General features: G+C 72.9%; 22 protein-coding genes. 10 read left to right on the plus strand and 12 right to left on the minus strand.

The annotated features are described in order from the left end of the window. Positions 1-68: 68 nt before the first annotated feature. A complete protein-coding gene (locus ACFV3E_RS32615) occupies positions 69-1,265 on the plus strand; it encodes a low temperature requirement protein A (protein WP_500537922.1) in 1,197 nt (398 codons plus the stop codon). Positions 1,266-1,320: 55 nt separating this feature from the next. Here the strand turns inward: ACFV3E_RS32615 and ACFV3E_RS32620 are convergent, their stop codons facing one another. Beyond that, positions 1,321-3,498 carry a pectate lyase-like domain-containing protein gene (locus tag ACFV3E_RS32620; RefSeq protein ID WP_500537923.1) on the minus strand — a complete coding sequence of 726 codons (2,178 nt, stop codon included), beginning with the start codon at positions 3,496-3,498 and terminating at the stop codon, positions 1,321-1,323. A 426-nt stretch (positions 3,499-3,924) separates the two neighbouring features. Here ACFV3E_RS32620 and ACFV3E_RS32625 point away from each other — a divergent pair, with 426 nt between their 5' ends. Then, the gene (locus ACFV3E_RS32625; RefSeq protein ID WP_500537924.1) at positions 3,925-4,419 is read left to right on the plus strand and encodes a hypothetical protein; all 495 of its coding nucleotides are present in this window, start codon (positions 3,925-3,927) and stop codon (positions 4,417-4,419) included. Next, a complete protein-coding gene (locus ACFV3E_RS32630; RefSeq protein ID WP_500537925.1) occupies positions 4,406-4,735 on the plus strand; it encodes a YkvA family protein in 330 nt (109 codons plus the stop codon). The genes ACFV3E_RS32625 and ACFV3E_RS32630 overlap by 14 nt, the downstream gene beginning before the upstream one ends. Before the next feature lie 25 nt (positions 4,736-4,760). Here the strand turns inward: ACFV3E_RS32630 and ACFV3E_RS32635 are convergent, their stop codons facing one another. The 3 genes from ACFV3E_RS32635 to ACFV3E_RS32645 all read right to left on the minus strand — a co-directional run bounded on the left by ACFV3E_RS32635 (position 4,761) and on the right by ACFV3E_RS32645 (position 8,375). Continuing rightward, a complete protein-coding gene (locus ACFV3E_RS32635) occupies positions 4,761-6,218 on the minus strand; it encodes an ATP-binding protein (protein ID WP_500537926.1) in 1,458 nt (485 codons plus the stop codon). Then, positions 6,215-7,873, minus strand: a complete 1,659-nt coding sequence (locus tag ACFV3E_RS32640; RefSeq protein WP_500537928.1) for an NAD(P)/FAD-dependent oxidoreductase — start codon at positions 7,871-7,873, stop codon at positions 6,215-6,217. Before ACFV3E_RS32640 ends, ACFV3E_RS32635 begins: the two co-directional genes overlap by 4 nt. Positions 7,874-8,018: 145 nt before the next feature. Next, entirely contained in the window at positions 8,019-8,375 is a 357-nt protein-coding gene (locus ACFV3E_RS32645; protein WP_500537930.1) for a DUF427 domain-containing protein, read from the minus strand. A gap of 160 nt (positions 8,376-8,535) precedes the next feature. Between ACFV3E_RS32645 and ACFV3E_RS32650 the strand changes: the two genes are divergently transcribed. Beyond that, on the plus strand, positions 8,536-9,015 hold the full coding sequence (locus tag ACFV3E_RS32650) for a hypothetical protein (protein WP_500537932.1): 480 nt from the start codon (positions 8,536-8,538) through the stop codon (positions 9,013-9,015). A 181-nt stretch (positions 9,016-9,196) separates the two neighbouring features. Here ACFV3E_RS32650 and ACFV3E_RS32655 read toward each other — a convergent pair whose 3' ends face one another. The 4 genes from ACFV3E_RS32655 to ACFV3E_RS32670 form a co-directional block, all read right to left on the minus strand. After that, on the minus strand, positions 9,197-10,045 hold the full coding sequence (locus ACFV3E_RS32655) for an endo alpha-1,4 polygalactosaminidase (RefSeq protein WP_500537934.1): 849 nt from the start codon (positions 10,043-10,045) through the stop codon (positions 9,197-9,199). 88 nt (positions 10,046-10,133) lie between these two features. Next, a complete protein-coding gene (locus ACFV3E_RS32660) occupies positions 10,134-10,400 on the minus strand; it encodes a hypothetical protein (protein ID WP_500537936.1) in 267 nt (88 codons plus the stop codon). Between the two features lie 249 nt (positions 10,401-10,649). Further along, on the minus strand, positions 10,650-10,802 hold the full coding sequence (locus tag ACFV3E_RS32665) for an MFS transporter small subunit (protein WP_500363524.1): 153 nt from the start codon (positions 10,800-10,802) through the stop codon (positions 10,650-10,652). Beyond that, positions 10,799-12,190, minus strand: a complete 1,392-nt coding sequence (locus tag ACFV3E_RS32670) for an L-lactate MFS transporter (RefSeq protein WP_500537938.1) — start codon at positions 12,188-12,190, stop codon at positions 10,799-10,801. Before ACFV3E_RS32670 ends, ACFV3E_RS32665 begins: the two co-directional genes overlap by 4 nt. Before the next feature lie 331 nt (positions 12,191-12,521). Here ACFV3E_RS32670 and ACFV3E_RS32675 point away from each other — a divergent pair, with 331 nt between their 5' ends. The 3 genes from ACFV3E_RS32675 (at position 12,522) to ACFV3E_RS32685 (ending at position 16,794) form a co-directional block, all read left to right on the plus strand. Further along, positions 12,522-14,060: a GMC family oxidoreductase gene (locus ACFV3E_RS32675; RefSeq protein WP_500537940.1), complete on the plus strand. Its 1,539-nt coding sequence runs from the start codon at positions 12,522-12,524 to the stop codon at positions 14,058-14,060. 91 nt (positions 14,061-14,151) lie between these two features. Next, positions 14,152-15,942, plus strand: a complete 1,791-nt coding sequence (locus ACFV3E_RS32680) for a SpoIIE family protein phosphatase (protein ID WP_500537942.1) — start codon at positions 14,152-14,154, stop codon at positions 15,940-15,942. Positions 15,943-15,948: 6 nt separating this feature from the next. After that, on the plus strand, positions 15,949-16,794 hold the full coding sequence (locus ACFV3E_RS32685; protein WP_500537944.1) for a GNAT family N-acetyltransferase: 846 nt from the start codon (positions 15,949-15,951) through the stop codon (positions 16,792-16,794). Positions 16,795-16,886: 92 nt separating this feature from the next. On the opposite strand, the gene ACFV3E_RS32690 is transcribed toward ACFV3E_RS32685, so the two are convergent. Further along, positions 16,887-17,750: a chitosanase gene (locus ACFV3E_RS32690; RefSeq protein WP_500537946.1), complete on the minus strand. Its 864-nt coding sequence runs from the start codon at positions 17,748-17,750 to the stop codon at positions 16,887-16,889. A 242-nt stretch (positions 17,751-17,992) separates the two neighbouring features. On the opposite strand from ACFV3E_RS32690, the gene ACFV3E_RS32695 reads away from it, so the two are divergent. Continuing rightward, positions 17,993-20,143, plus strand: coding sequence for a SpoIIE family protein phosphatase (locus ACFV3E_RS32695; RefSeq protein ID WP_500537948.1), 2,151 nt, complete (start codon positions 17,993-17,995; stop codon positions 20,141-20,143). Between the two features lie 85 nt (positions 20,144-20,228). Here the strand turns inward: ACFV3E_RS32695 and ykgO are convergent, their stop codons facing one another. Next, positions 20,229-20,351, minus strand: coding sequence for a type B 50S ribosomal protein L36 (ykgO, locus tag ACFV3E_RS32700; RefSeq protein ID WP_018562490.1), 123 nt, complete (start codon positions 20,349-20,351; stop codon positions 20,229-20,231). A 118-nt stretch (positions 20,352-20,469) separates the two neighbouring features. On the opposite strand from ykgO, the gene ACFV3E_RS32705 reads away from it, so the two are divergent. After that, positions 20,470-20,988: a DUF1003 domain-containing protein gene (locus ACFV3E_RS32705; RefSeq protein ID WP_500537950.1), complete on the plus strand. Its 519-nt coding sequence runs from the start codon at positions 20,470-20,472 to the stop codon at positions 20,986-20,988. Here ACFV3E_RS32705 and ACFV3E_RS32710 read toward each other — a convergent pair. Both ACFV3E_RS32710 and ACFV3E_RS32715 read right to left on the minus strand, forming a co-directional pair. Beyond that, on the minus strand, positions 20,983-21,300 hold the full coding sequence (locus tag ACFV3E_RS32710; RefSeq protein ID WP_500537952.1) for a hypothetical protein: 318 nt from the start codon (positions 21,298-21,300) through the stop codon (positions 20,983-20,985). The two genes, ACFV3E_RS32705 and ACFV3E_RS32710, sit on opposite strands and share 6 nt — an antisense overlap. A gap of 23 nt (positions 21,301-21,323) precedes the next feature. Then, a complete protein-coding gene (locus tag ACFV3E_RS32715) occupies positions 21,324-21,515 on the minus strand; it encodes a hypothetical protein (RefSeq protein WP_500537954.1) in 192 nt (63 codons plus the stop codon). Between the two features lie 209 nt (positions 21,516-21,724). On the opposite strand from ACFV3E_RS32715, the gene ACFV3E_RS32720 reads away from it, so the two are divergent. Beyond that, positions 21,725-23,491, plus strand: coding sequence for an ABC transporter ATP-binding protein (locus ACFV3E_RS32720; RefSeq protein ID WP_500537956.1), 1,767 nt, complete (start codon positions 21,725-21,727; stop codon positions 23,489-23,491). Positions 23,492-23,578: the final 87 nt, after the last annotated feature.

The raw sequence follows: 23,578 nt of genomic DNA on the forward strand, positions 1-23,578 counted from the left end.
TCCCCCGCCACGTGCCCGCGCCCGGTCCCTTCGGGCGCGGGCACGTGCGCACCGCCTACGATGCGCGGATGACCGATCACGATCACGTGGCGCCGGACCGCCGCTTCCGCCCGCTGGTCCGGATGACGGCCCGCGACCCGCACGAGCCGCACCGGGTCGCCACCCCGCTGGAACTGCTCTTCGACCTCTGTTTCGTGGTGGCGGTCGCCCAGGCCGGCGCCCGGCTGGTGCACGCGGTCGCCGAGGGTCATGCCGGGCGCGGTGTCCTCGGCTACTGCCTGGTCTTCTTCGCGATCTGGCTGGCGTGGATGAACTTCACCTGGTTCGCCTCGGCCTTCGACACCGACGACGTGCCCTACCGCATCGCCACCTTCGTCCAGATCACCGGCGTCCTGGTCCTGGCGGCCGGGGTTCCCCGCGCCTTCGACGCCAACGACTTCTCGATCGCCGTGGCCGGCTACATCATCATGCGCGTCGCACTCGCCTTCCAGTGGCTGCGCGCGGCACGCAACGCGGCCGGACCGGCACGGACCACGGCGCTGAGCTACGCCGCCGGTCTGGTCGTCGTCCAGGTGGGATGGGTCATCCTGCTGCTCCAGCCCGTCGGCGGGCTGTGGAACTGGGGCTTCCTGATCCTGGCCGTCGCGGAACTCGCGGTGCCCGCCTGGGCCGAGCGGGCGCAGCGCACCACCTGGCACCCGCACCACATCTCCGAGCGCTACGGCCTCTTCACCATCATCGTGCTCGGTGAGTCGGTGGCCGCCGCGACGGTGGCCGTGCAGTCCGCCCTCGACGAGTCCACCGCGCTCGGCGAGCTGCTGCCCGTCGCCATCGGGGGACTGCTCATCGTCTTCTGCGCCTACTGGATCTACTTCGCCATCCCCATCCACCAGCACCTCACCAGCAGCGCGCGGGCGTTCCTGTGGGGCTACGGGCACTACCTCGTCTTCGGCTCGGCCGCCGCCATCGGCGCGGGGCTGGAGGTGGTGGTCGAGCAGGCCGTGCACAAGGCGCACATCTCGCAGACGGCCGCCGCGGCCGCCGCCACGCTGCCGACCGCGCTCTTCCTGCTGACGGTCTGGCTGATCCACTCCCGCAGCGCCAAGCGCGGGTTCGCCGAGCACGCGGTGCTGCCCGCCTGTGCCCTGGTGGTGCTCGCGAGCACCTTCTGCGGGAGTGCGGCGGTGCCGGTGGCGGGGCTCGCCATGGCGGCGGCGGTCGCCGTGGGCGACGTGCTGCACTCCCGGCGCCGGCCGGCCGCCTGAGGACGGCGGAGGGGGTGCCCCGCCGGAGGACGGGGCACCCCTGCCCGGTGTGCCGTCAGGGGAACGAGACCACCGTGGACGGCGTGGTCGAGGTGCCGGAGGTCGCGGCACCGGTGCTGTTGATGACGTGGTCGTACTGGCCCATGCCGCCCAGGGAGACCACCAGGACGTCGTGCATCTTGATCCCGGACTTCACCGGGACCTCGAAGCCGTGGTCCATGCGGATCGTCGGATCGGTGGTGAAGTTGCAGTAGCTGCCCAGGCCCCAGGCCTCGTGGGTGTTCACCGAGTCGTCCACCTTGTAGGCGGCCCAGCCCTTCGTCGCGCCGTTCTGGATGGCGGCCTGGCTGGGGGCGTCGTAGGCGATCTCGTTCTGGAAGAAGACCGTCCTGCCCCGCTCGCCGCTCCACTGGACGTCGTACTTCTTGAAGTGCTCGACGAACAGGCCGGTGGCCAGGACGTCGTCGCCGTTCACGCGCAGGCCGTAGTCGGCCGGGTTGGTGTCCCAGCCCACTCCGGCGCCGTGGTCGGCGCGCCAGATCCAGGTGTGGTCGATGACGGTGTCGTCGCTGTTGACCTCCATGCTGGTGGTCGCCTTGCCCGGTCCGGCGCCGCCGATGCGGATGAAGACGTCCTGCACGGTCGTCGGGTTGGCGGCGTGGTCGGCGGCCGCGCCCTGCGGGCCGACCTGGAGCAGCACCTGGGAGTTGACCGCACCGGCGTCGATCAGGAAGCCGGCCAGCTTCACTCCGTCGACGTCGGCGACCTTCATGGCGGTGACGCCGTTGTCGGGGATGACGGTCGCGAGGCCGAGGCCCAGCACGACCGTGTCGGCGCGGGTGACGTTGATGGTCTGGTCGACGTGGTAGATGCCCGGGGTGAACAGCAGGTTGAGGCCCTGGGCGAGCGCGGCGTTGATGGTGGCGGCCGTCGCGCCCGGCTTGACCACGTAGAACTGGCTCAGCGGGATCGACGAGCCCTGCGGCGCGCCGTTGCCCCAGCTGGTGCCGCGGGCGTTGGTGCGCTTGGCCGGCACGAAGACCTTGTAGTCGTTGCCGTCGAGGTAGAGGAAGGGCTTCTCACGGGAGACGGGGGTGGTGTCGAGCGTGGTGTACGGCGGGTTGGGGAAGCTCTGCGCGGGAGCGCCCTGGACGCCGGAGAAGACCATGTTCCACACGCCGTTGGTCCAGCCGCCGACCGAGCTGTCGCGGGTGTACCACTGCTGCTGCGAGTACGGGCCCACGGTGCCGTCGATCTTGCTGTCGGCGATGTAGCCGCCGCTGGCCCAGCCGTAGCCGTTGGGCGCGAGGTTGAGGCCGCCCTTGACGTGCATGCGGCGGAAGGGCGCGGCCTGGGCGACGGCCCAGCGGTCGGTACCCGAGACCGGGTTGAGGGCGAGGTTCTCCGCGGAGCGCCAGAAGTTCTGGGTGGCGTTGCCGTTGAACCAGCCGGCGTCCACGGTCACGTCGCCGTTGAAGGTGGTGTCGTCGGGGGAGAGGCCGAGCCCGGCGATCGAGGTGTAGAAGCCGATGTTGGCGTTGATGTTGTTGTAGGTGCCGGGCTTGAACAGCAGCGCGTAGCGTCCGGTGCCGAACTGCGCGGACTCCTGCTGCTGGAAGACCTGGTCCAGCTTGGCCTGGATGCCCGGGGTCGAGGGGTCGAAGACCAGGACGTTCGGGCCGAGGTCGCCGCCGCCGGGGATCACCGGGCCGGTGCCGCCGTCGGTGGTGTGCACGGCGAGCTCCCACAGCGAGTAGCCGTATGCGGTGGCGCGGGTGGTGCCGTACACGCGAAGGTAGCGGCCGGTGCCGCTGACGGCGCGGGTCTCGGTGCCGCCGGCACCGGTGGTCGTGGAGGCGACCGTGGTCCAGTCGGTGCCGTTGGCGGAGAGCTGGATCTGGTAGGCCTTGGCGTAGGCGGCCTCCCAGGTGAGGACGACCTCGCAGACGCTCTGGGAGCCGCCGAGGTCCACCTGGATCCACTGGGGGTCGCTGAAGGCGCTGGACCAGCGGGTTCCGGCGTTGCCGTCGACGGCGCCGCCGGCGGTGAAGGAGCCGTTCTCGGTGGAGGAGGCGGTGGCGGTCCTGCCCTGTGCGGCATTGGCGGTGCCGCAGGCGGCGGCGTGGGCCCCGGTGAGCGGTCCGGCCGGGACGGTGATCAGGGCGAGCAGCACCGCCAGGAGGGCGATCAGCCCCAGGGGTCTGCGGCGGGCGGCATTGACTTCGGGTCTCATAGGAACTCCTGTGTCAGCCTCACGACTTAATTTAGGGCGTGAGTTAAGACGTGACAGAAGTCGCGGTCAAGAGTCCTCGCAGAAAGTGTTTCTGACGGGTTAACAGCTCGGCTGCCGCTGCAGGCCCTTACGTCGCCGTGACCTGCAGGGAGTCTCATCTGTTCGGAACTTGAACGCGAGCAGCCCCTTCCGGGCCGCCCGAAGCTCCCCGCACCAATCTTGACGTGAAGTCTTGACGTCATCCGGGCCGCTCGGTTGACTGCCGCCGCAGCAGCCGGAACCGGCTCGGGTACCGGTTCCGGCCGCTGCCACCACCATGCCCCCGTTCCTACGCGTCCCCGCGCTTTCCGCCGCCCGGGTCGGCGTCCGGCAGAAGGGCCGGCTCCACGGGTCCCACAGATGATCTTCACGGGTTAGACTCCGCAGGTGTCCGAACTCCGCACACTGGCCCTCGGGTTCCGGCAGGCGATCGTCGACTGCCCCGACCCGGGACTGGTTTCCCTGGAGCGTTTCCCGTACGGCTCGTGCGGGGACGCCTCGATCCTCCTCGGCCAGTACCTGTACGAGAACGGCCAGGGCGTGTGGACCTACGTCAGTGCCTGGGAGAACCGCGCCTCCCACGCGTGGATCGAGAAGAACGGCCTGCGTGTCGACATCACCGCCGACCAGTTCGACGGGGTCGACGCCCCCGTGATCATCGCCTCGGGAGGTGGCTGGCACGACCGCTTCACGGTCGACCCCACCGCCTCCCACGGCGCCCTCATCGACGTCCGCGAGGACTTCGCCCGCCACGAGATGCGCGAGGCCTACCGCCGGCTGACCGGCACCATCCGGCGGCACCGTCCGTCCGGGTCAGGTACCGTTTCCGCGCACGGCGGACGGGTACACGGGAGCGAGGGAGGCAGACATGGACCTGGGTGACTGGTCGACCACGGCCCTGGTGATCGTCGCGGCGGCTGTCGTGGTGATGCTCGTGGTGGCCGTGGTGCTCGTGGTGAAGATGGCGCGGATCCGCGCCCTGCTGCGCAGCGCCGACGTGCCGCGCTCGGGCAAGCTGGCCTTCTGGGCCGCGGTGGTCTACCTGGTGTGCCCGGTGGACCTGCTGCCGGATCCGATCCTCATCGACGACATCGGTGTGCTGCTGCTGGCCCTGCGGTCGCTGAAGAGCGCGGCCGACGGACAGCTGCCCCTCGGCCGCGACCGCGCCCGGACGCTCCCGAAGAGCCCGGTGGCCTGAACCGCCCCGCGGTCAGGGGGAGGGCTCAGCCCGTCCGCTCCGCGTCCCCCGGCTGCCTCTCGGGCTGGGCGACCGGCAGGCACACGGTGAAGCGCGTGTCGCCGGGGCTCGACGCGACCCGGATGTCGCCGTGGTGCTTGTTGACCACGATGCGGTACGAGATGTCCAGGCCCAAGCCGGTGCCCTCGCCCACCGGCTTGGTGGTGAAGAACGGCTCGAAGATCCGCGGCCGGATCTCCGGGGAGATGCCGGGACCGGTGTCGCCCACCTCCACCACCAGGCGGTCCGGGCCGTCCCACGAGCTGCGCAGTGTCAGGGTGCCCGAACCGTCCATGGCGTCCAGGGCGTTGACGATGAGGTTGGTCCACACCTGGTTGAGCTCGGCGCCGTACGCCTGGATCTGCGGCAGGCTGCGGTCGTACTCCTTCACGACCCGCACCCCGCCGGGGATCTTCGCGTGGAGCATCGTGAGCGTCGCGTCGAGCAGCGCGTGGACGTCCACCGTCTGCTGCGGGGCCCGGTCGAGCTGCGAGTACTGCTTCGCGGCCCCCACCAGTCCGGAGATCCGGGTGACGGCGTCGTCGATCTCGCCCATGAGCAGTTCGGTGTCGAGGGTGTACGTGAGCCAGCGGATCGCCGCCTCCAGCCGGTCCTCGCCGACCGCGTCGACCACGGAGTCCAGCCACTCGGCGTCCACACCGCCCGCGACCAGCGTCGAGGACAGCTCCCAGGAGCCGTTGACGCCGTGGTCCTCGAGCCAGTCCGTCAGTTCGTCCTCGGCGTCGGCCGCCTCCAGCGCCGACCGCTCGGGCGCCGACGCCATGCGCTTGATCGCGGCGTCCTGCAGCTCGACCAGCTGGTGCAGCTGCCGGGTGTCGAGCCGGCCGTCCGCGATCATCGCCAGCTTGTGCCGCATCCCGGCCACCCGGTCGCGCAGCGCCGAGGTGGCGCGCACCGCGGCGGCGGCCGGATTGTTCAGCTCATGGGTGAGCCCGGCGGACAGCGAGCCCAGCGCCAGCAGCCGCTCGCGCTCCCCGACGATCGTGTTCTGCTTGCGGTAGCCGAAGAACGCCCCCTCCAGCAGGTGCACCGCCATCGGGAACCACGAGCGCATCGCCCCGGCGAACTCCTCGGCCGGGATCACGAAGAACTCGCAGTCGGTGACCGCCTTCAGCGAGTTGGGGTACGTCTGCTCCACCCGGTCCCCGAGGTACGCCTGCGTCGCCCCGGCGTACACGCCCCGCAGGTCGGTGCGGTTGACCTCCACCACGTCGCCGTGGACCAGGCGGCCCAGCGACACCGTGCCGCTGAGCAGCACGTAGAAGCAGGTCGCCGGATCGCCCTCGGCGTACACGGGGTTGTTCGCCGGGACCCGCTCCACCCGGCCCTGTTCGCCCAGCCAGTCCAGTTCCTTCGCGCCGAGCGACTCGAACAGGAACAGGGTCCGCAGCTGCTCCGGCCCGAGCCGGTCCGTCGTGGTCACTGCGCCTCCAGATACCGGTGCACCAGGGATACGGCCATCGCGCCCTCGCCGACCGCGGAGGCCACCCGCTTGACCGACTCCGCCCGCACGTCACCGGCGGCGAAGACACCCGGCACGCTGGCCTCCAGGTGGTACGGGTCACGGGGGAGCGGCCAGCCCGCGGGCCGCTTGCCGCCGCCGATCAGGTCGGGGCCGGTGACCACGAAGCCGCGCCGGTCACGCTCCACGACACCCTCCAGCCAGTCCGTGCGGGGTTCGGCGCCGATGAAGACGAACAGGAACGAGGCGTCGACGGTGGTCACCGTGCCGGTCTTCGCGTCGCGGAGCATCAGTTGCTCCAGGTGGTCGCCGCCCTTGCCGCCGACGACCTCGGTGCAGGGGCTGACCTTGATGTTGTCGATGGCCGCGATCTGGTCGATCAGGTACTGCGACATCGAACGCCGCAGGTCCGCGCCGCGGATCAGCAGGTGGACCCGGCACGCGTTGCGGGAGAAGTAGACGGCCGCCTGCCCGGCCGAGTTGGCCCCGCCGACGATGTAGACCTCCTGGCCCGCGCAGTTCATGGCCTCGGTCATCGCCGAGCCGTAGAAGACCCCGGCGCCGGTGAACTCCGCCAGCCCCGGCGCTTCGAGCCGCCGGTAGGACACCCCGGTCGCCAGCACCACCGTGTGCGCCGCGATGGACGAGCCGTCACCGAAGGACAGCACCCTTCCACTGCCCACCGCCTCCAGCGTGACCACCTCCCGGGTGCTGAGGATCTCCGCCCCGAACTTCGTCGCCTGCCGGCGGGCCCGGTCGGTCAACTGGGCGCCGGAGACGCCGTCCGGGAAGCCGAGGTAGTTCTCGATGCGGCTGCTCTGCCCCGCCTGGCCGCCGGTCGCCCGGCGCTCCACCAGCACCGTGCGCAGACCCTCGGACGCGCCGTACACCGCCGCGCCCAGTCCCGCCGGGCCGCCGCCGACCACCACCAGGTCGTAGAAGTCGGAGGCCGGGACGGTGCTCAGCCCCACGTGGGCGGCGAGCTCCGCCTCCGTGGGCCGCACCAGGGTCGTCCCGTCCGCGGTGACCACCAGCGGCACGTCGGTGGCCGTCAGCCCGGCCGCGGTCAGCAACTGCCCGGCCTCGGGCTCCTCCGCGGGCAGCCAGCGGTAGGGCACCAGGTTGCGGGTGAGGAAGTCGCGCACCTTGAACGAGGGCGCGGACCAGCGGTGGCCGACCACGCGGGTCTCGGACGCCGTCGGGTCCGGCGTGGTGATCCACGCGTCGAGCAGGGTGTCGATCACCGGGTAGAGGTTCTCCTCCGGCGGGCTCCACGGCTTCAGCAGGTAGTGGTCGAGGTCGACGACGTTGATCGCGTCGATGGCCGCGCTGGTGTCGGCGTACGCCGTGAGCAGCACACGCCGGGCCAGCGGGAAGAGGTCCATCGCCGCCTCGAGGAACTCCACCCCGTTCATCTTCGGCATGCGGTAGTCGGCGAGCATCACCGCGAGTTGTTCCCCTCGCAGCTTGATCTCCCGCAGCGCGCTCAGGGCCTCGTCCCCGGAGGTGGCCCGCACCACCCGGTAGCGGTCCCCGTACCTGCGGCGGATGTCCCGGGCCACGGCACGGGACACGGCCGGATCGTCGTCGACGGTCAGGATCGTCGGATTCGCCATGTGACCATCATTGCTCCCCGGCGGCCGTCGTGCGCAGTAAACCGAACAGTCGTGCTTGCACCTGCGGCCGGGGACCCGCCGCAGGCCGCGGGCACGCTCCGGGACGTCGTGACGGACGGTGCGCGCCCGCGCACCGTCCGCCCGGTCAGGCGTCCTCGACGGCGACGGCGGCCACGGTGTCGTAGAAGGAGAGATGGCCCGTGATCTCGGGCACCGACGCGAGCGGCTCCTCGTAGACCCAGGCGACGTCGTTGTGGCCGCCGTACGACCAGTAGGAGGCGACGCCCTTGTAGGGGCAGGTGGTGTTGGTGTCGCTGGCGCGGAAGAGCGCGAGGTCCACGTCCTGCGGCGGGATGTAGTAGCGCACCGGCAGACCGGTCTCGTGGACCAGTACCGGCCGCCGGGTCTCGGCCACGACCTTGCCGTCGATCGTGACGGTCACGTGCTGGGTGCCGGGTACCGCGTCCACGCGGTGACCGCGGCGGCTGTCCGTGGGGGGCATGGTCTTCCCTTCCTCGGGTCCGTCCGGATCCGGTGCAACGGCGGCGGTGCCGCCGCACATTCCCCGGGCGCCCCGGGGTCCCCCGCATGCACGCATCTGCGTGACTCCGGCGGCGGTCCCCCGTTGGCCCTTCAAGATCACAGTGAAGGAGGTCCGCCCGATGAGCACCCGCCGTCACCAGAAGGGCCGCAAGCACCGCACGGTCAATCGCACGCCGAGGCCCGTCGCCCCCGTCCGTACCGCCCCGGCGGCCGCCCCGGTGGCCTCGCCGGTCCCGCCCGCCCCTTCCGGCACCGCGGTACCCGCCCCCGTCCCCGCCCCGTCCGCGCCTCCGGGAGCGTCGACCGCCCGGCCCCCGGCGCCGGTTCCGGCCCCGGCCCCGGCGTCTGCCCGGACGCCTGCCGCGGCCGCCGTGCCGGCTCCCGCCGAGCCCCGCCCCGAGGAGTCCGGCCTCGCCCGCACGGCGCTCAAGACCCTCCAGGAACTCCGCGCGGCCGGGAGCGACGGGACGACCATCGACGCCCTGAGCGCCAGCGTCGGCTACCAGCCCGCGACCATCGCACGGCACATCGACAGCCTCGCCGCCCACCACCTGGTCCACCAGCGGGACGGCCGTTGGTACGCCGTGACCACGTCCTGACCGCGGGCGTGGCGGCCGGCCGGTGGCGCGCTCCCCGCAGAGGTCCACGACGCCGAACCCCAGGCGCCGGTGGGGACCGATCCCCGTCCTCCGCCACGCCAGCCGCGCCAGGTCCTCGGGGGAGGGGGCGTCGCCGCCCTGCCCCGCCTGACGGGTCCGGCAGCGGGCCCTGGCGCGGCCGTCAGCAGGTACGGAAGACGTGGCCCGGCTCCCTGGCGGGCGCGACGTCGCGGTCGCGGAGCACCACCGCGAGGCGGGCGCCCCAGCGGCGGCAGGTCGCCGTGAAGTCGGCGGCGTCGTACGTCACGACGAGGACGCGGCCGTCGTACGCGGAGGCGTACCGGCCGCACTCGTCGTACGCGCCGCACTCCTCGGCGACCGCGAAGTCGAAGCCGATGGCGGCACGGCGGGGGAGGAGCTCGGCGGTGTTCTTCTGGGCGACGGCCAGCCCCGCCGCATGGGCGCGTGCGGCGAGCAGCCGGGCGAACGCTGCGTTGTCGGCCGCCGTGAGCAGGCCGTCGGAGCGCTCGAAGGAGTCGAGGTTGTCGGGCTCGACCGCCTGGAACCCGCGACGTGCGCAGTCGTCGATCCAGGCGCCGACGATCTCCGCCAGCGCCGTCCGCCCGGCGGCGGTGGAGGTGTCCAGCAGCGCCTCGTCCCACTCGTCGTCCATGACGAGCCCGCCGTCCCCGTCGCGCAGCAGCAGGCCCGGATTCCGGGCGCGCCACCGGGACAGCTCGCCGGGCTGGGCCTGGAAGGCGTTGACGTAGCAGACCGAGTAGACGCCCGGGGCGGGCCGGTCCGCGCGGTCGCGGGAGACCACGCGCACGCCCTTCGGCGGCGGGTAGCCGCCGCCGATCTGGTAGTCGAAGGACGCCCCCGCCTCCGGCGGCACCACACGTGGGGCGGCGGAGGGGCGGTCGCCGGTGCCGCACCCGGCGGTCAGCGCCAGGGCGGCCACGACGGCGGCGAGGACGGCGAGGACGGCGGGGACGGCACGCGGCGCCGCGCACGGGTCGGGGAGGGGCACACGCGCTCCTGGACGGCGAAGGCCGGACGGGGGAGCACCATCGTCCCGTCCGGCCCCGTGGTGCCCTCGGCCGGGTCCGCGCCGCGGCTCACATGAAGCCGCCGCCGGTCCAGTGGGTGCCGGTGAGCCACACGAGCGCGATGAGCGTGTCGATCGCGCCCAGGACGACGGCGATCAGCGGGAGCACCGGCTTGGCGCCGCGGAAGGTGCGGCCCATGGCGAGCCAGCCGCACACGACCGCGGCCGGGCCGAGGACGATGCCGAGAACGAAGAATCCGGCGACCGCGCAGATCAGGCCGACGAGGCCCAGGGTGTCGGGGCTCGCGCCGGTACGGGTACCGCTGCTGTGGGGCATGGTTCCTTCCTCCGTGGGTCGGCGCCCGCTCCGCGGCACGGAACGCGCGGTCCTCTACGGGATCCGGATACCCCCGTCCGGCACGCTCAGCACCCGTCGGTGCGGTCACGGCCCGCCGCCCGCGGACCCGTTGCGCCACGGGTTTCGCCGCCAAGCCGGTGGTCGCCGCCCGGCGGGTCCGGCGCGTGACGGGGCCGCCCGGTCCGTGCGGACGGGGCGGCCCGTGGCGTGAGCCGGCGGTGAAGCCGGTCAGCCGGTGAACAACTGCTTGAGCTTCAGGCCGAGTTCGTAGACGCCGTAGGCGAAGGGCGCGCCGACCCACAGCCAGGCGACGACCATGAGCGGCAGCCGGCCGCCCCCGGCGGAGGCGTCGGCGGTGGGCGCGGGGTTCGGGGCGGTCATCGGACGGCTCCTTGCGACTCGGGTCCGGTCGTGGCCTTGGGCTCGGCGGACGGTCCGTCATGGTGGCGCGGATGGACCGGTCGTACCAGCTCGTTGGCGACGAAGCCGATCACCAGCAGCACCATCATGATGACGAAGGACGTGGAGTAGAGGTCGGGCCCCGTCCGTCCCGCCGACTTCTCGTGGTCGGCGATCGCGTTCACGATCAGCGGCCCGAGCACGCCGGCCGTGGACCAGGCGGTCAGCAGCCGTCCGTGGATCGCGCCCACCTGGTACGTCCCGAAGAGGTCCTTGAGGTAGGCGGGCACGGTGGCGAACCCGCCGCCGTAGAAGGACAGGATGACGGCGGCGGCGATGATGAACAGCGGCTTGGAGTCGTCGCCGAGCAGGGCGATGAGCAGGTACAGCAGCGCCCCCGCGCCGAGGTAGAGGCGGTAGATGTTCTTCCGCCCGACCAGGTCGGAGGTGGAGGACCAGGTGATCCGGCCGAGCATGTTGCCGAGCGACAGCAGGCCGACGAAACCGGCGGCGGCGGTGGCCGTCACCGGGGTGGAGGTGTTCGCGAAGAAGTCGGTGATCATCGGCGCGGCCTTCTCCAGGATGCCGATGCCCGCCGTCACGTTCATGCAGAGCACCACCCACAGGCACCAGAACTGCGGGGTGCGCAGCGCGTTGCGCGCCGACACCTGCGCGGTGGTGACGAGCGGGCGCACGGTGTCGGCCGCCGGGGTCCAGCCGGCCGGCCGCCAGTCGTCCGCGGGGACCCGGACCAGCAGCACCCCGAAGCTCATGAAGACCGCGTAGACCAGGCCCATCACCAGGAAGGTCTGCCCGATGCCGGAGGAGTCGGCGCCGAAGGAGGACAGCAACTGCGTCGACCAGGGCGACGCGATGAGCGCGCCGCCGCCGAAGCCCATGATGGCGATGCCGGTGGCGAGCCCGGGGCGGTCGGGGAACCACTTGATGAGCGTGGAGACCGGCGAGATGTAGCCGATGCCGAGGCCTATGCCGCCGACGAGGCCGTAACCGAGGACGATCAGCCAGTACTGGCGCGTGGCGGCGCCCAGGGCCGAGATGAGGAAGCCGGAGGAGAAGCAGAGGGCCGAGACGCACATGGCCCACCGGGGCCCGTTGCGCTCGACGAGCGTGCCGCCGAACGCGGCCGACAGCCCGAGCATGACGATCGCGAGCTGGAACGGCAGCGCGGACTGGGTGCCGCTCAGCCCGAGCGAGGACTCCAGCGGGGGCTTGAACACGCTCCAGGCGTACGCCTGCCCGATGGCGAGGTGGATGGAGAGTGCGGCCGGCGGTACCAGCCAGCGGCTCCAGCCCGGCGGTGCGATGGTGCGGGCACGGGTGAGGACGTCGGGTACGCCCGTTGACGCCATGGCGAGTACCTCCGTGAGGGGACATGATCCCGTGGACCGTACAACTTTCATTCATTCCTGGGTAGGGCGTCGGACGATGAACTTGTCCCGGCGGCGGGCGAGTCCGGACTCCGTACGACATCCGGCCCCTCCTCGGCGGACCGGCGCCCGCAGGCGCGGTTCACGGCCCGAGCGGACATGGGGGATTCGGCTGGTTCGGGCCATATCAATTCGTGATGGGGGTGATAAAGGATGCTCTGTCCGGCTATGAGCGGTTGGCGTTATCGTGTCCGGTGTTAGCCGATTCGAGCTATCACCGGAAACGCCGGACGTGGCCGGTCAGAGGTGACCCATGCATGCGATAACGGACAGCTACGACTACGTGGTCGTCGGCGGCGGCACCGCGGGCAGCGTGCTCGCCGCGCGCCTCTCCGAACGAGGCGGCGCACGCGTGCTCCTGCTGGAGGCGGGCGGCGACCGGCCACCGGCCGCGGCGGCGTCGCCGCCCGCCTGGCCGACGCCGCTGGGGACGCAGTCGAACTGGGGCGACACCACCGTCCGGCAGTCGGCGACGGGCACCACCACCCCCCTCGCGCGCGGCCGCGGCCTGGGCGGCGGGTCCACCGTCAACGCCATGACCTTCGTGCGCGGTCACCACTCCGGCTACGACGCGTGGACCGCGGGAGGTGCGAAGGGCTGGGGCTTCGACGACCTGCTCCCGTACTTCAAGCGCAGCGAGAACGCCCCCGGGCGGGACCCCGTGCTGCGCGGCGTCGGCGGCCCCCTGACCGTGGGGCCCGCCGGCCCGCCCCATCCGGTCGTGGCCGCGCTCCTGACGGCGGCGACCCAGACCGGGTACCGGCGGGCGGCGGACATCTCCGGCGGTCTGGAGGAGGGCTTCGGCTGGAGCGACCTCAACATCGCCGGAGGCCGGCGGCAGAGCGCCGCCGACGCCTACCTCACCCCCGCCCGGCACCGCCCCAACCTGACCGTGGTGACCGGTGCCCTGGTCCACCGCCTGCTCCTGCGCGACGGCCGGTGCGTCGGGGTGGAGTACGGGCACGCCGACCGCACCGGCACCGGCACCGGCACCGTCGCGGTCGGGTGCCGCGGCGAGGTCGTGCTCACCGCGGGCACCATCGGTACGGCGCAGTTGCTGATGCTCTCCGGCGTCGGCCCGAAGGCGCACCTGCGGGACATGGGCATCGACGTCGCCCTCGACCTGCCGGGCGTCGGGACGAACCTGCACGACCACCCCCTGGCCGCCGTCGTCCACCGCGCCGCCCGGCCCGTTCCGCCCGGGACCGGCAACCACGGCGAGGCCGTCGGCCTGGTCCGCAGCCGGCTCGGCATCCGCGACCCCGACGTGCAGGTGCTCCTGGCTGGCGCGCCGGGAGACCCGCCGGCGCCGGACGTGCCGGACGGGCAGGAGTACCGGATCGCGGTCTCCCCGATGCGGCCGTACAGCCGCGGCTCCGTACGGCTCGCGAGCGCCGCACCGGGCGTCATGCCGCGGGTGGACCCGGACTACTACGGCGACGAACGCGACCTGACCACGATGGTCGAAGCGCTCTTCCTGGCACGGGAGATCGGCCGGGCGCGCGCCCTCGACGGATGGCGTGCGCACGAGGTCTCGCCCGGCCCCGACGTCAAGGACGACGCCGGCCTGCGGGCGTACGCGCGCAGCACCCTGGCCTCGTACATGCACCCCGTCGGCACGTGCCGGATCGGCATCGACGACCTCGCCGTCGTCGACACGGACCTGCGCGTGCACGGCGTCGACGGCCTCCGGATCGCCGACGCCTCCGTGATGCCCGCCATCCCCTCGGGCGACATCGCCGCCACGGTCTACGCCATCGCCGAACGCGCGGCGGACCTCCTCAGGCGCTAGCCAGCCCCCCTCGGCCCGGATCCGGCCACCCTCACCGGCCGGATCCGGGCGCCTGCACATCCCCGCAGCCCAGACGAAGGACCGACGCGACATGGCATCACCCGCACCGATCGACCTGGCCGGCCTCCTCCAGCGGGTGGTGGGCGTCACCGGGGCGGCGCTGGGGTCCCCCCTCGCCCCCTCGGCGATCGGCCTCGCCCTCTGGAACACCGACCTGCGGTGCACGTGGGTCAACGACTCGCTAGAGGACTACGACGGCATCCCGCGGGAGCGACGGCTGGGACGCCGCCCGGACGCGGCGCTGCCCGCCGGGGCACGCGCGCTGGAGGCGGTGATGCGCCAGGTGCTGGCGACGGGCGCTCCCGTCGCGGGCCGTGAGTACGACGTGCCGGCGGTGGACGGCGGGCGCCGCGAGGGGGCGTACTCCGTCTCCTGCATCCGCCTGGAGGACGCGGCGGGCCGGCCGATGGGCGTGTGCCTGGTCGTCCTGCGGATCACGGGCGGGCACCGGCCCGGCGACCGCCTGGCGCTGCTCGGCGAGGCCGGTGCCCGCGTCGGCACCACCCTGGACGTCATGCGCACCGCGCAGGAACTGGCCGCGTTCACCGTCTCGTGCCTCGCCGACTACGTCACCGTCGACCTCGCGGACACCCTGCGGCTCGGTGAGGAGCCGCTGTCCCGGCTCGGCCCGGACGGCGACTACCTGCCGGTGTTCCGCCGGGCGGGACTGGCCTCGGTCCGCGAGGGCGCGCCGGAGGCGGTCTCCCGGGTGGGCGACGTGGTGTACGTGCCGTCGTCCTCGCCCCTCAAGCGCGTGCTGTCCACCGGCCGCTCGCTGCTCGAACCGGTCCTGGACACCGCCTCCGCCTGGCTCAGCCGGGACCCGGCACGGGCCGGGAAGATCGACGAGTTCGGGATGCACTCGCTGATGATCCTGCCGCTCAGGGCCCACGGCGTGGTCCTGGGGGTGGTGTTGTTCCTGCGCACCGACGACCCGCGGCCGTTCGACGAGGACGACCTGCTGTTCGCCGAGGAACTGGTCGCCAGGGCCGCGCTGAGCCTGGACAACGCACGCCGCTACACGCACGAGCGCGCCACGGCCCTCGCCCTCCAGCGGGGCCTGCTCCCGCGCCGGGTGTGCGGCGGCCCCTCCCTGGACGTGGTCTCCCGCTTCCTCCCGGCGGACCTCGAGGACGGTGTGGGCGGCGACTGGTACGACGTGATCCCGCTGCCGCGCGACCGGGTGGCGCTCGTCGTCGGCGACGTGGTCGGCCACGGCATCGACGCCGCGGCCACGATGGGCCGGCTCCGGACGGCGGTGCGGACGCTCGCCGACCTCGACCTGGCGCCGGAACAGCTCCTCGCCCACCTCGACCAGGCGATCATCCGCCTCGCCGAGGAGGAGGGCGAGGGCCTCCACACCGCCTCCGTGAGCGCCACCTGCCTGTACGCCGTCTACGACCCCGCGTCCCGCCGCTGCACCATGGCCAGGGCCGGGCACCCGCCGCCCGCCGTCCGCCACCCCGGAGGCGGCGTCACCTTCCTCGACCTGCCCAACGGCACACCGCTCGGCCTCGGGATGCCCCCGTACCAGGCCGCCGAGGTGGAACTGCCCGAGGGCAGTCTCCTCGCCCTCTACACCGACGGCCTCATCGAGGACCGCCGGCACGACGTCGACACCGGGATGGAGCGCGTGCGCCGCGCCCTCGACCGGCCCGGGCTGCGCCTTGACGACCTTTGCTCGGCGGTGCTCGGCACCCTGCCGACCGCGTCGCCCTCCGACGACGTCACCCTCCTCATCGCCCGCACCCGCGCGGTGTCCCCGGCGCCTTCGCGCCCCCGGTGCCCGGCACCGCTTCCCGGCAACCGATTCCAGAGGTAGGTCTCCATGACCGCGTTCCACGTCTCCTCCGCCGGCGCCGAGGACATCAGCCGGCTCTCCGACTGGGCCGACGACGAGGGATGGAACCCCGGCAGGTCCGACGGGCAGGCCTTCTTCCCCGCCGATCCGGCCGGCTTCCTGTTCGGGAGGCTCGACGGTGAACCCGTCGCCTCGGTCTCCGCGGTGCGCTACGGGGCCGACTTCGGGTTCGTCGGCCTCTACATCGCCCGTCCGCCCTTCCGTGGCCAGGGCTACGGGATCCGGGTCTGGCGCGCCGGGCTCGACCACCTCGCCGGCCGCAACGTCGGCCTCGACGGGGTCGTCGCGCAGCAGGAGAACTACCGCAGGTCGGGGTTCAGCACGGCCTGGCGGAACATCCGTTACCAGGGTGCGCCGTCGGGCGGGGTCATGCCCGGCGGCGTCGCCCTCATCGACGCCAGGAGCGTCGGATTCGGCGAACTGGCCCGCTACGACCGCCGGTTCTTCCCCGCCGCGCGCGACGCCTTCCTCGCCTCCTGGATCACCCTTCCGGACCGTACCGCCCTCGCGGCCGTCGCCGACGGCCGCCTGCAGGGCCTCGGGGTGCTGCGCGCCGCCCGCGGCCCGTCCCGCGTGGGGCCGCTGTACGCCTCGTCCGCGAAGGTCGCCCTCGCGCTCCTCATGGGGCTGGCCCGGACCGCACCGGGGGAGCCCCTCGTGATCGACGTGCCCGAGCCCAACGAGGCGGCCGTGCATCTGGTGGACCACCTCGGTCTGGCACCCGCGTTCGAGGCCGCACGCATGTACACGGGCCCGGTCCCCGACGTCGACCTGGCCGGCATGTACGGCGTCACCAGCCTGGAGCTCGGCTAGGGCCGGCCCAGGGCCTGGGTCCGGGCCGGGCACCGCTCCGGGCGGCCTCCCCCCGGTCGGGGAGGCCGACCGGAGGGGCGTGCGCGGGGGCGTCACTGGTTGATGGTGTAACTGTCCCCGTAGACCTTCCACTTGAGCGGGGGGTTGAGGTCGAGGTTGCCGTTGTTGAGGAAGACGCGCTGCTCCGTGTCGACCCGGGTGGTGTCGCTGTGCGCCTCCTCGGTCTTCATCGCCGCCTTGCGCGCGTCGAGGAAGGCGTGGAGGTACGTCGTCTCGTCGCCGCCCTGCGCGGGGGTCCTGGCCTTGGACAGGGCGGTCCTGCGGATGCCGCCGAAGCTGACCTTGTCCTCGCCGGGGCCGTGCATCACGATCGCGTCGTAGTACGCGAACTGGCCGAGCGCTCGCAGCCCGTCCGCCTTGGCCTGCTCGACCGCGGGGTCGAAGTAGACGCGGTCGCGTTCGTCGTTCTGCGCCTGCTGGAAGGCCTGGTCGGCGGCGGCGCCGCGCCAGGCGCTCTCGAAGCCGGAGCCGAGGCCGCTGTGCGAGTCGGTCCCGTTGACCCGGCGCAGTGCGGGCAGGTAGCGGGCGAGCGGGTTGCCGGGCTTGCGGTCGGTGTACAGCTCGACGAGCTCGAGCATGTCCCCGGTGCCGGAGCAGAAGCCGATGATGCCCGCGGTGTAGCCGCGGCCGTCGCCGATGTCCTCGATGTACCCGTACTGGGCCTTCCAGTCCAGCGAGGAGTTCTCGGCGCTGGACACCAGCTGCATGGCGATGTCCTTCTTGTGCGGGTCGTCGAGCCCGACGCCGGCCGCGGCGGCGGCCGGCTGCCCCGGCGCGGCCGAGGCCAGGGAGCCGACGCCGACGGCCAGGACGCCCGCGGTCAGGGCGGCGGTCGCGTAGAGGACGGCGCGCCGGCGGGGGAGGGTGCGTGCATGACGGTGTGGGGGGATCTGCACGGGTGACTCCGTGGGTCAGAAGTTAGGAAACCTTCCTAACAGAGCCACATTGAAGCACCGGGTCAGTCGAACGCCAAGAGGTTCGAACAAAAACACCGCATGCCATCTGTCCGAAGAATCAAGGGAGTTGGGAGCCGCCGCCGGATGGGCGCACGCCTCCGCCCGGGGCCGTACGTCTCCCGCATGCGCGGTCCGCGGCCCGGAGGCAGTCTGGACGGGAGGAGGCGGAGGAGGTGATACCCGTGCCGGACGGGTTCCCTTCCGCCCCGTCGCACCCCGAGGCCGGGGAGCAGACGGATCAAGGCCGGCTGGCCCCGGCGCTGTTCGCGATGATGGACGGCGTGCGGGCGCACGCGGGCGGGATCTACCTCCTCGCGCCCGGCGAGCCGGTGCTGGAGATGGCCGTCATGGCCGGCCTGCCGCGCGCCTTCGCCGCACCGTGGGAACGGGTGGGGCTGGGCGCCCCGATCCCCGTGGCGGAGGCACTGCGCGAACGCCGGCTGGTCTGGGTCGGCGGCGAGGAGGAGATGGCGCGCCGGTACCCGCGGATCGCGCTCGTCCTGCCGTACCCGTTCACCCTTGCCGCGCTGCCCGTCGAGACCGCCGGCGCCGTCTTCGGCTCGGTGTTCGTCACCTGGCCGGGCGCCCATCCGCCCGAGCTGGCCGACTGGGAGCGCGAGCACCTGGTCACCGCCTGCGACCGGCTCGCCCGGCACCTGGAACACGAGGCCGCCGCGGGCCGGCCGGTCCGGCGCGGGCAGGACGTGACGATGGGCGCCCCGATCGCCGGGGTCTCCTCGGCGGTCGAGGCGGTGCGCATGGTGGGCCGGCTGCCGGACGGACTGTGCTCCCTCGACCTCGACGGACGGGTCACCTACGCCAACGGGGCGGCGTCCCGCCGGCTGGGCGTACCGGTGCGCAAGCTGCTCGGGCACCCGCTGTGGCGGACGCTGCCCTGGCTCGACGACCCGGTGCACCAGGAACGGCACCGCGCGGCGCTGATCAGCCGGCAGCCCACCTCGTTCACCGCGCTGCGCCCACCGGGCGACTGGCTCACCTTCCAGCTCCATCCCAGCAGCAACGGCGTCAGCGTCCGCATCTCGCCGGCCCGCGGCCCGGTGGCACAGGCGCCGGTGGTGCCCGGCGGCGCGCGCGATGTGACGCAGCCCGCGGTCGGACTGGTGGCCATCTCCCATCTCGTGAACCTGTCCGGGGCACTCACGGAGGCCGTCTGCGTGCAGGACGTGATCGACCTGGTCGCCGAGGAGATCATGCCCGCGGTCGGCAGCCGGGTGGTGGCCATGGTCGCCCCGGAGGCCGGGAGGATGCGCGTGCTCGGCCACCGGGGATACCGGGATCCGTCGATCGTCGACCGGTACGACGGCATGTCGATGGCCGTGCCGGCGCCCGCCACCCAGGTGCTGGCCAGCGGTGCGCCGGCGTTCCTGGAGTCCGAGCAGGAGATGCGGGAGCGCTTCCCCGACCGGCCGCCGGTCGCCGACGGCATGGCGGCGTGGGCCTACCTCCCGCTCATCGCCTCGGGCCGTCCCGTGGGCACCTGCGTGCTGGGGTATCCCGAACCGCACCGCTTCGGGGCCGACGAGCGGGCCCTGCTGACCAGCCTCGGCGGGCTGATCGCGCAGGCCCTGGAAAGGGCGCGGCTCTACGACGCCAAGCACCGGCTGGCCCACGGCCTGCAGTCCGCGCTGCTCCCGCGGAATCTGCCGGTGCTCCCCGGCCTTGAGGCGGCGGCACGGTACCTCGCGGGCACCGAGGGCATGGACATCGGCGGCGACTTCTACGACCTGCTGTCCGTGGGGGACCGGGCGGCCGCGGTGATCGGCGACGTGCAGGGGCACAACGTCACCGCGGCGGGGCTGATGGGCCAGGTCCGCACGGCGGTCCGGGCGTACTCCGCCGTCGGGCAGTCCCCCGGCCAGGTGATGGAGTGCACCAACCGGCTGCTGCTGGAGCTGGACGTCGATCTCCTCGCCAGCTGCATCTACCTGCACCTCGACCCGGACGGGCAGCGGGCGATGGCGGCGGGCGCGGGCCACCCGCCCCCCTTGCTGCGGGAACCGGGTGGCCAGGTGCGGGCGCTCGACCTCGCCCAGGGCCCGCTGCTGGGCATCGACGCCGAAGCGGTCTACCGCACCGTCGAGTTCCCGTTCCCGCCGGGCTCGGTGCTCATGCTCTACACTGACGGGCTGGTCGAGTGCCCGGGGACGGACGTCGACGCCGAACTGGCGGGCCTCTCGGACCACCTCGCAGTGGCGGGCGAGCTGCCGCTGGACCGGGTCGCCGACGGTGTGCTCGCCCTCACCGCCGAGCGCCGGCGGCGCACGGACGACATCGCGCTGCTGCTGCTGCGTTCCCTGGCGCTGCCCCGGTGACCCGGTCGCAGTCGCAGACACAGACACAGACGCAGACGAGCGCCGCGCGCCGTCGTGGGACGGTGCGCGGCGCCCGGTTAGCGGCTCAGCCCTGGCGGGCCTTGAAGCGGGGGTCCCTCTTGTTGATCACGTAGACGCGGCCGCGACGGCGGACGATCTGCGAGCCGGGGGCGTTCTTGAGGGAGCGCAGCGAGGCACGTACCTTCACCGGTCGCCTCCTTTCGGGCGGTTCTTGATCCGCCCATGCCAACGCAGGGAGGGTGCGGTTTCTTCCCCGCCGGTTCCCGGTGCCGGGGCCCTGGAGCGCCGGGGGCAGGATGAGGGCCATGAGTTCCCCCTCCGACGGCCCCGCCGTCCCCTCGCCGCCGCGCCCGCTCGTCCGCTCCCCGCACGAGCGGGTCGTCTTCGCCCGCGGGAGGGGTGCCCAGGACCGGGTCGCGGACGCGATCACCGCCTTCGCCGGCTCGATGGCCTTCGTCTACGTCCACATCGTCTGGTTCGCGGTCTGGATCCTGCTCAACCAGGGGCTCGTGGGGCCGGGCGCGGTCTTCGACCCGTACCCCTTCGGGCTGCTCACCATGATCGTCAGCCTGGAGGCGATCTTCCTCTCCACCTTCGTCATGGTCAGCCAGAACCGCCAGGCCGCCCGGGACAACATCCGCGCCGACCTCGCCTTCGAGACGAACGTGCGCTCCGAGGTCTGGACCGCGCACATAGGCCGGGCCCTGGGCCTCGACACCGAGGAGGTCGAGCGGAACGTCCGGCAGCTCATCGCCGAGAGCCGGGCCCGGATGGAGGTCACCGCCCCGACGGCGACGGTGGCCGCGGAGCCGCCCGCGTCATGACCCCTCGTCGTCCGGGTCCGCGCCGCCCAGCGGGCCGGGGCCCGTGAAGTCCGGACTGGTGAAGTCCGGGCTGGAGTACCCGGGCGACTCGAAACCGGGCGACTCGAAACCGGGCTCCGCGACGACCGCGACCTCCGGCTCCGGGACCTCGTACTCCGGGATCGGCGGGGGCGGCGGTACGGCTCCGCCGTCCCCGGTGCCGGGGTCGGTGCCCGGACCGGGGCCGTCGGCCGAGGTGGAGAACCCCGGACTGCTGAAGCCCGGGCGGTGCCGTTCCGGGCCCCCGGGCGCGTCGTCTCGGCGGTACGTCATGGTCGTCCCCCTCCCCGGTGGGCTCAGCGCCGCCGCCCGCGGTACCCCGACCAGCGGGCGCCCGCGCCCGAGCCGATCCCGCCGAGGTGCGCGGCGAGCAGCGTCAGCCCGACCAGCAGCAGGCTCGTCGGCGTGAACACGGCTTCCGTCGCCGTCCCGGTGGCGTTGATGATGAACGCGACCGCGAAGACGACGGCCGCAACGATGGCCAGCATCGTCCCTCCCAGTGGTCCGGGGGCGCGCCCTCGTGCCGCCCCTTCCCCCCACCGTCTGCCCCCGGACCGGCCCCCCAGTCGGCCGGGACCGGTCAGCACCCCCCTGTCGGTGTCCGTGGGAGCGCTCACGGCCTAGGATTCCGCGGTGACCGGACGATGAGCCAGTGCCGTCTCATCACCCCGCGCCCTCGTGCACCCGGAGTTCCCGCATGGCGTCGCCGCACGGCCCGCTCGACCACCGCTACCGCGGTGAGCACCCGATCCGCACCCTCGCCTACCTCTTCCGCCACGACCGCGGCCGACTGGCCCTGGCCGTGCTGGCGTTCATGGTCAAGCACACCCCGATCTGGCTGACCCCGCTGGTCACCGCTCAGATCATCGACGTCATCGTGCAGCACCGGCCGCTGTCGGGCATGCTGCTCGGCACCGGCGTGCTGCTGCTGATGCTGGTCCTCAACTACCCCTTCCACCTGCTGTACGTGCGCTGCTGGTACGGCAGCGCACGCCGCACCGGCACCCGGCTGCGCTCCGCGTTGTGCCAGCGCATGCAGCAGCTCTCCATCGGCTACCACGCGAAGGTCAACTCCGCGGTCCTGCAGACCAAGGTCATCCGGGACGTCGAGGCCATCGAGCAGGCGGTCCAGCAGACCGGCGACATGGGCCTGTCCGCGCTCGCCACGCTGCTGGGCGCGCTGGTGGTCATCGCCGTGCAGGCACCGTCCTTCCTGCCGGTCTTCCTGGTCGTCGTGCCCGCGACGTCCGCGCTGGTGATGTGGCTGCGGGGGCGGCTGCGCGAGTCCAACGAATCGTTCCGCCAGGAGGTCGAGCAACTCTCCTCGCGGGTCACCGAGATGACCACCCTCATCCCCATCACCCGCGCCCACGGCCTGGAGTCCACCGCGCTGCGCCGTGTGGACGGCACGCTCAGCCAGGTCCTCACCGCGGGGCTGCGCCTGGACCGGCTCAACGGCCGCTTCGGCTCCCTCGCCTGGATCGTCCTCAACGTCCTGGGCACCTGCTGCCTGCTCGGCTCCGCGCTCGCCGCGTACCACGGCTGGCTCGGCGTCACCCCCGGCGACGTCGTCATGCTGACCACCTACTTCTCCGCCCTCACCGCAGCCGTGACCACCCTGCTCAGCCTCACCCCCGTGGTCAGCAAGGGACTGGAGTCGGTGCGCTCGGTCGGCGAGGTGCTGCAGGCGCCCGACCTCGAGCAGAACGCGGGCAAGTCCGAGGTGGCCGCCGTCCGCGGGCGGGTGGACTTCCAGGGCGTCGGCTTCACCTACGACGACGCGGCCGACCACTCGGTGCGCGACTTCTCCCTCTCCGTCCGCCCGGGCGAGACCATCGCGCTGGTGGGCGCCTCGGGGGCCGGCAAGTCGACCGTCCTCAACCTCGTCATCGGCTTCCTGCGCCCCACCGAGGGCCGGATCCTGCTGGACGGGGCGGACATGGAGACCCTGGACCTGCGCAGCTACCGCCGCTTCGTGTCCGTCGTGCCGCAGGAGTCCATCCTCTTCGAGGGCACCATCCGGGAGAACGTCGCGTACGGCATGCCGGGCGTCCCCGAGGAGGCGGTACGGGAGGCCCTGCGGGCGGCCAACGCCCTGGAGTTCGTGGAGCGGCTGCCGGCCGGTCTCGCCACGGTCGTCGGCGAGCGGGGCGCCCGGCTGTCCGGCGGCCAGAAGCAGCGCCTGGCCATCGCCCGCGCGCTGATCCGCGACCCCCGTGTGCTGGTGCTGGACGAGGCGACCTCCGCCCTCGACTCCCGCTCCGAGGCCCTCGTCCAGCAGGCGCTGGAACGTCTGGTGCGCAACCGCACCGTCTTCGTGGTGGCCCACCGGCTGTCCACCATCCGCAACGCCGACCGCATCGTCGTCATGGACGGCGGAAGGATCACGGAGGTCGGCTCGCACGAGCAACTGCTCCGCGCCTGCGGCCCGTACGCCGCGCTGCGCAGCGCCCAGACCGCCTGAGCCCGCCGGCCCGCACGCGCCCGGGGGCGCCCTCCGCGTTCGCGGAGCGGCGCCCCCGGGGGGGGTCCGTGCGGATCGGGCCGCGGG

This window comes from Streptomyces sp. NPDC059718, from assembly GCF_042733315.1.
GTDB lineage: Bacteria > Actinomycetota > Actinomycetes > Streptomycetales > Streptomycetaceae > Actinacidiphila.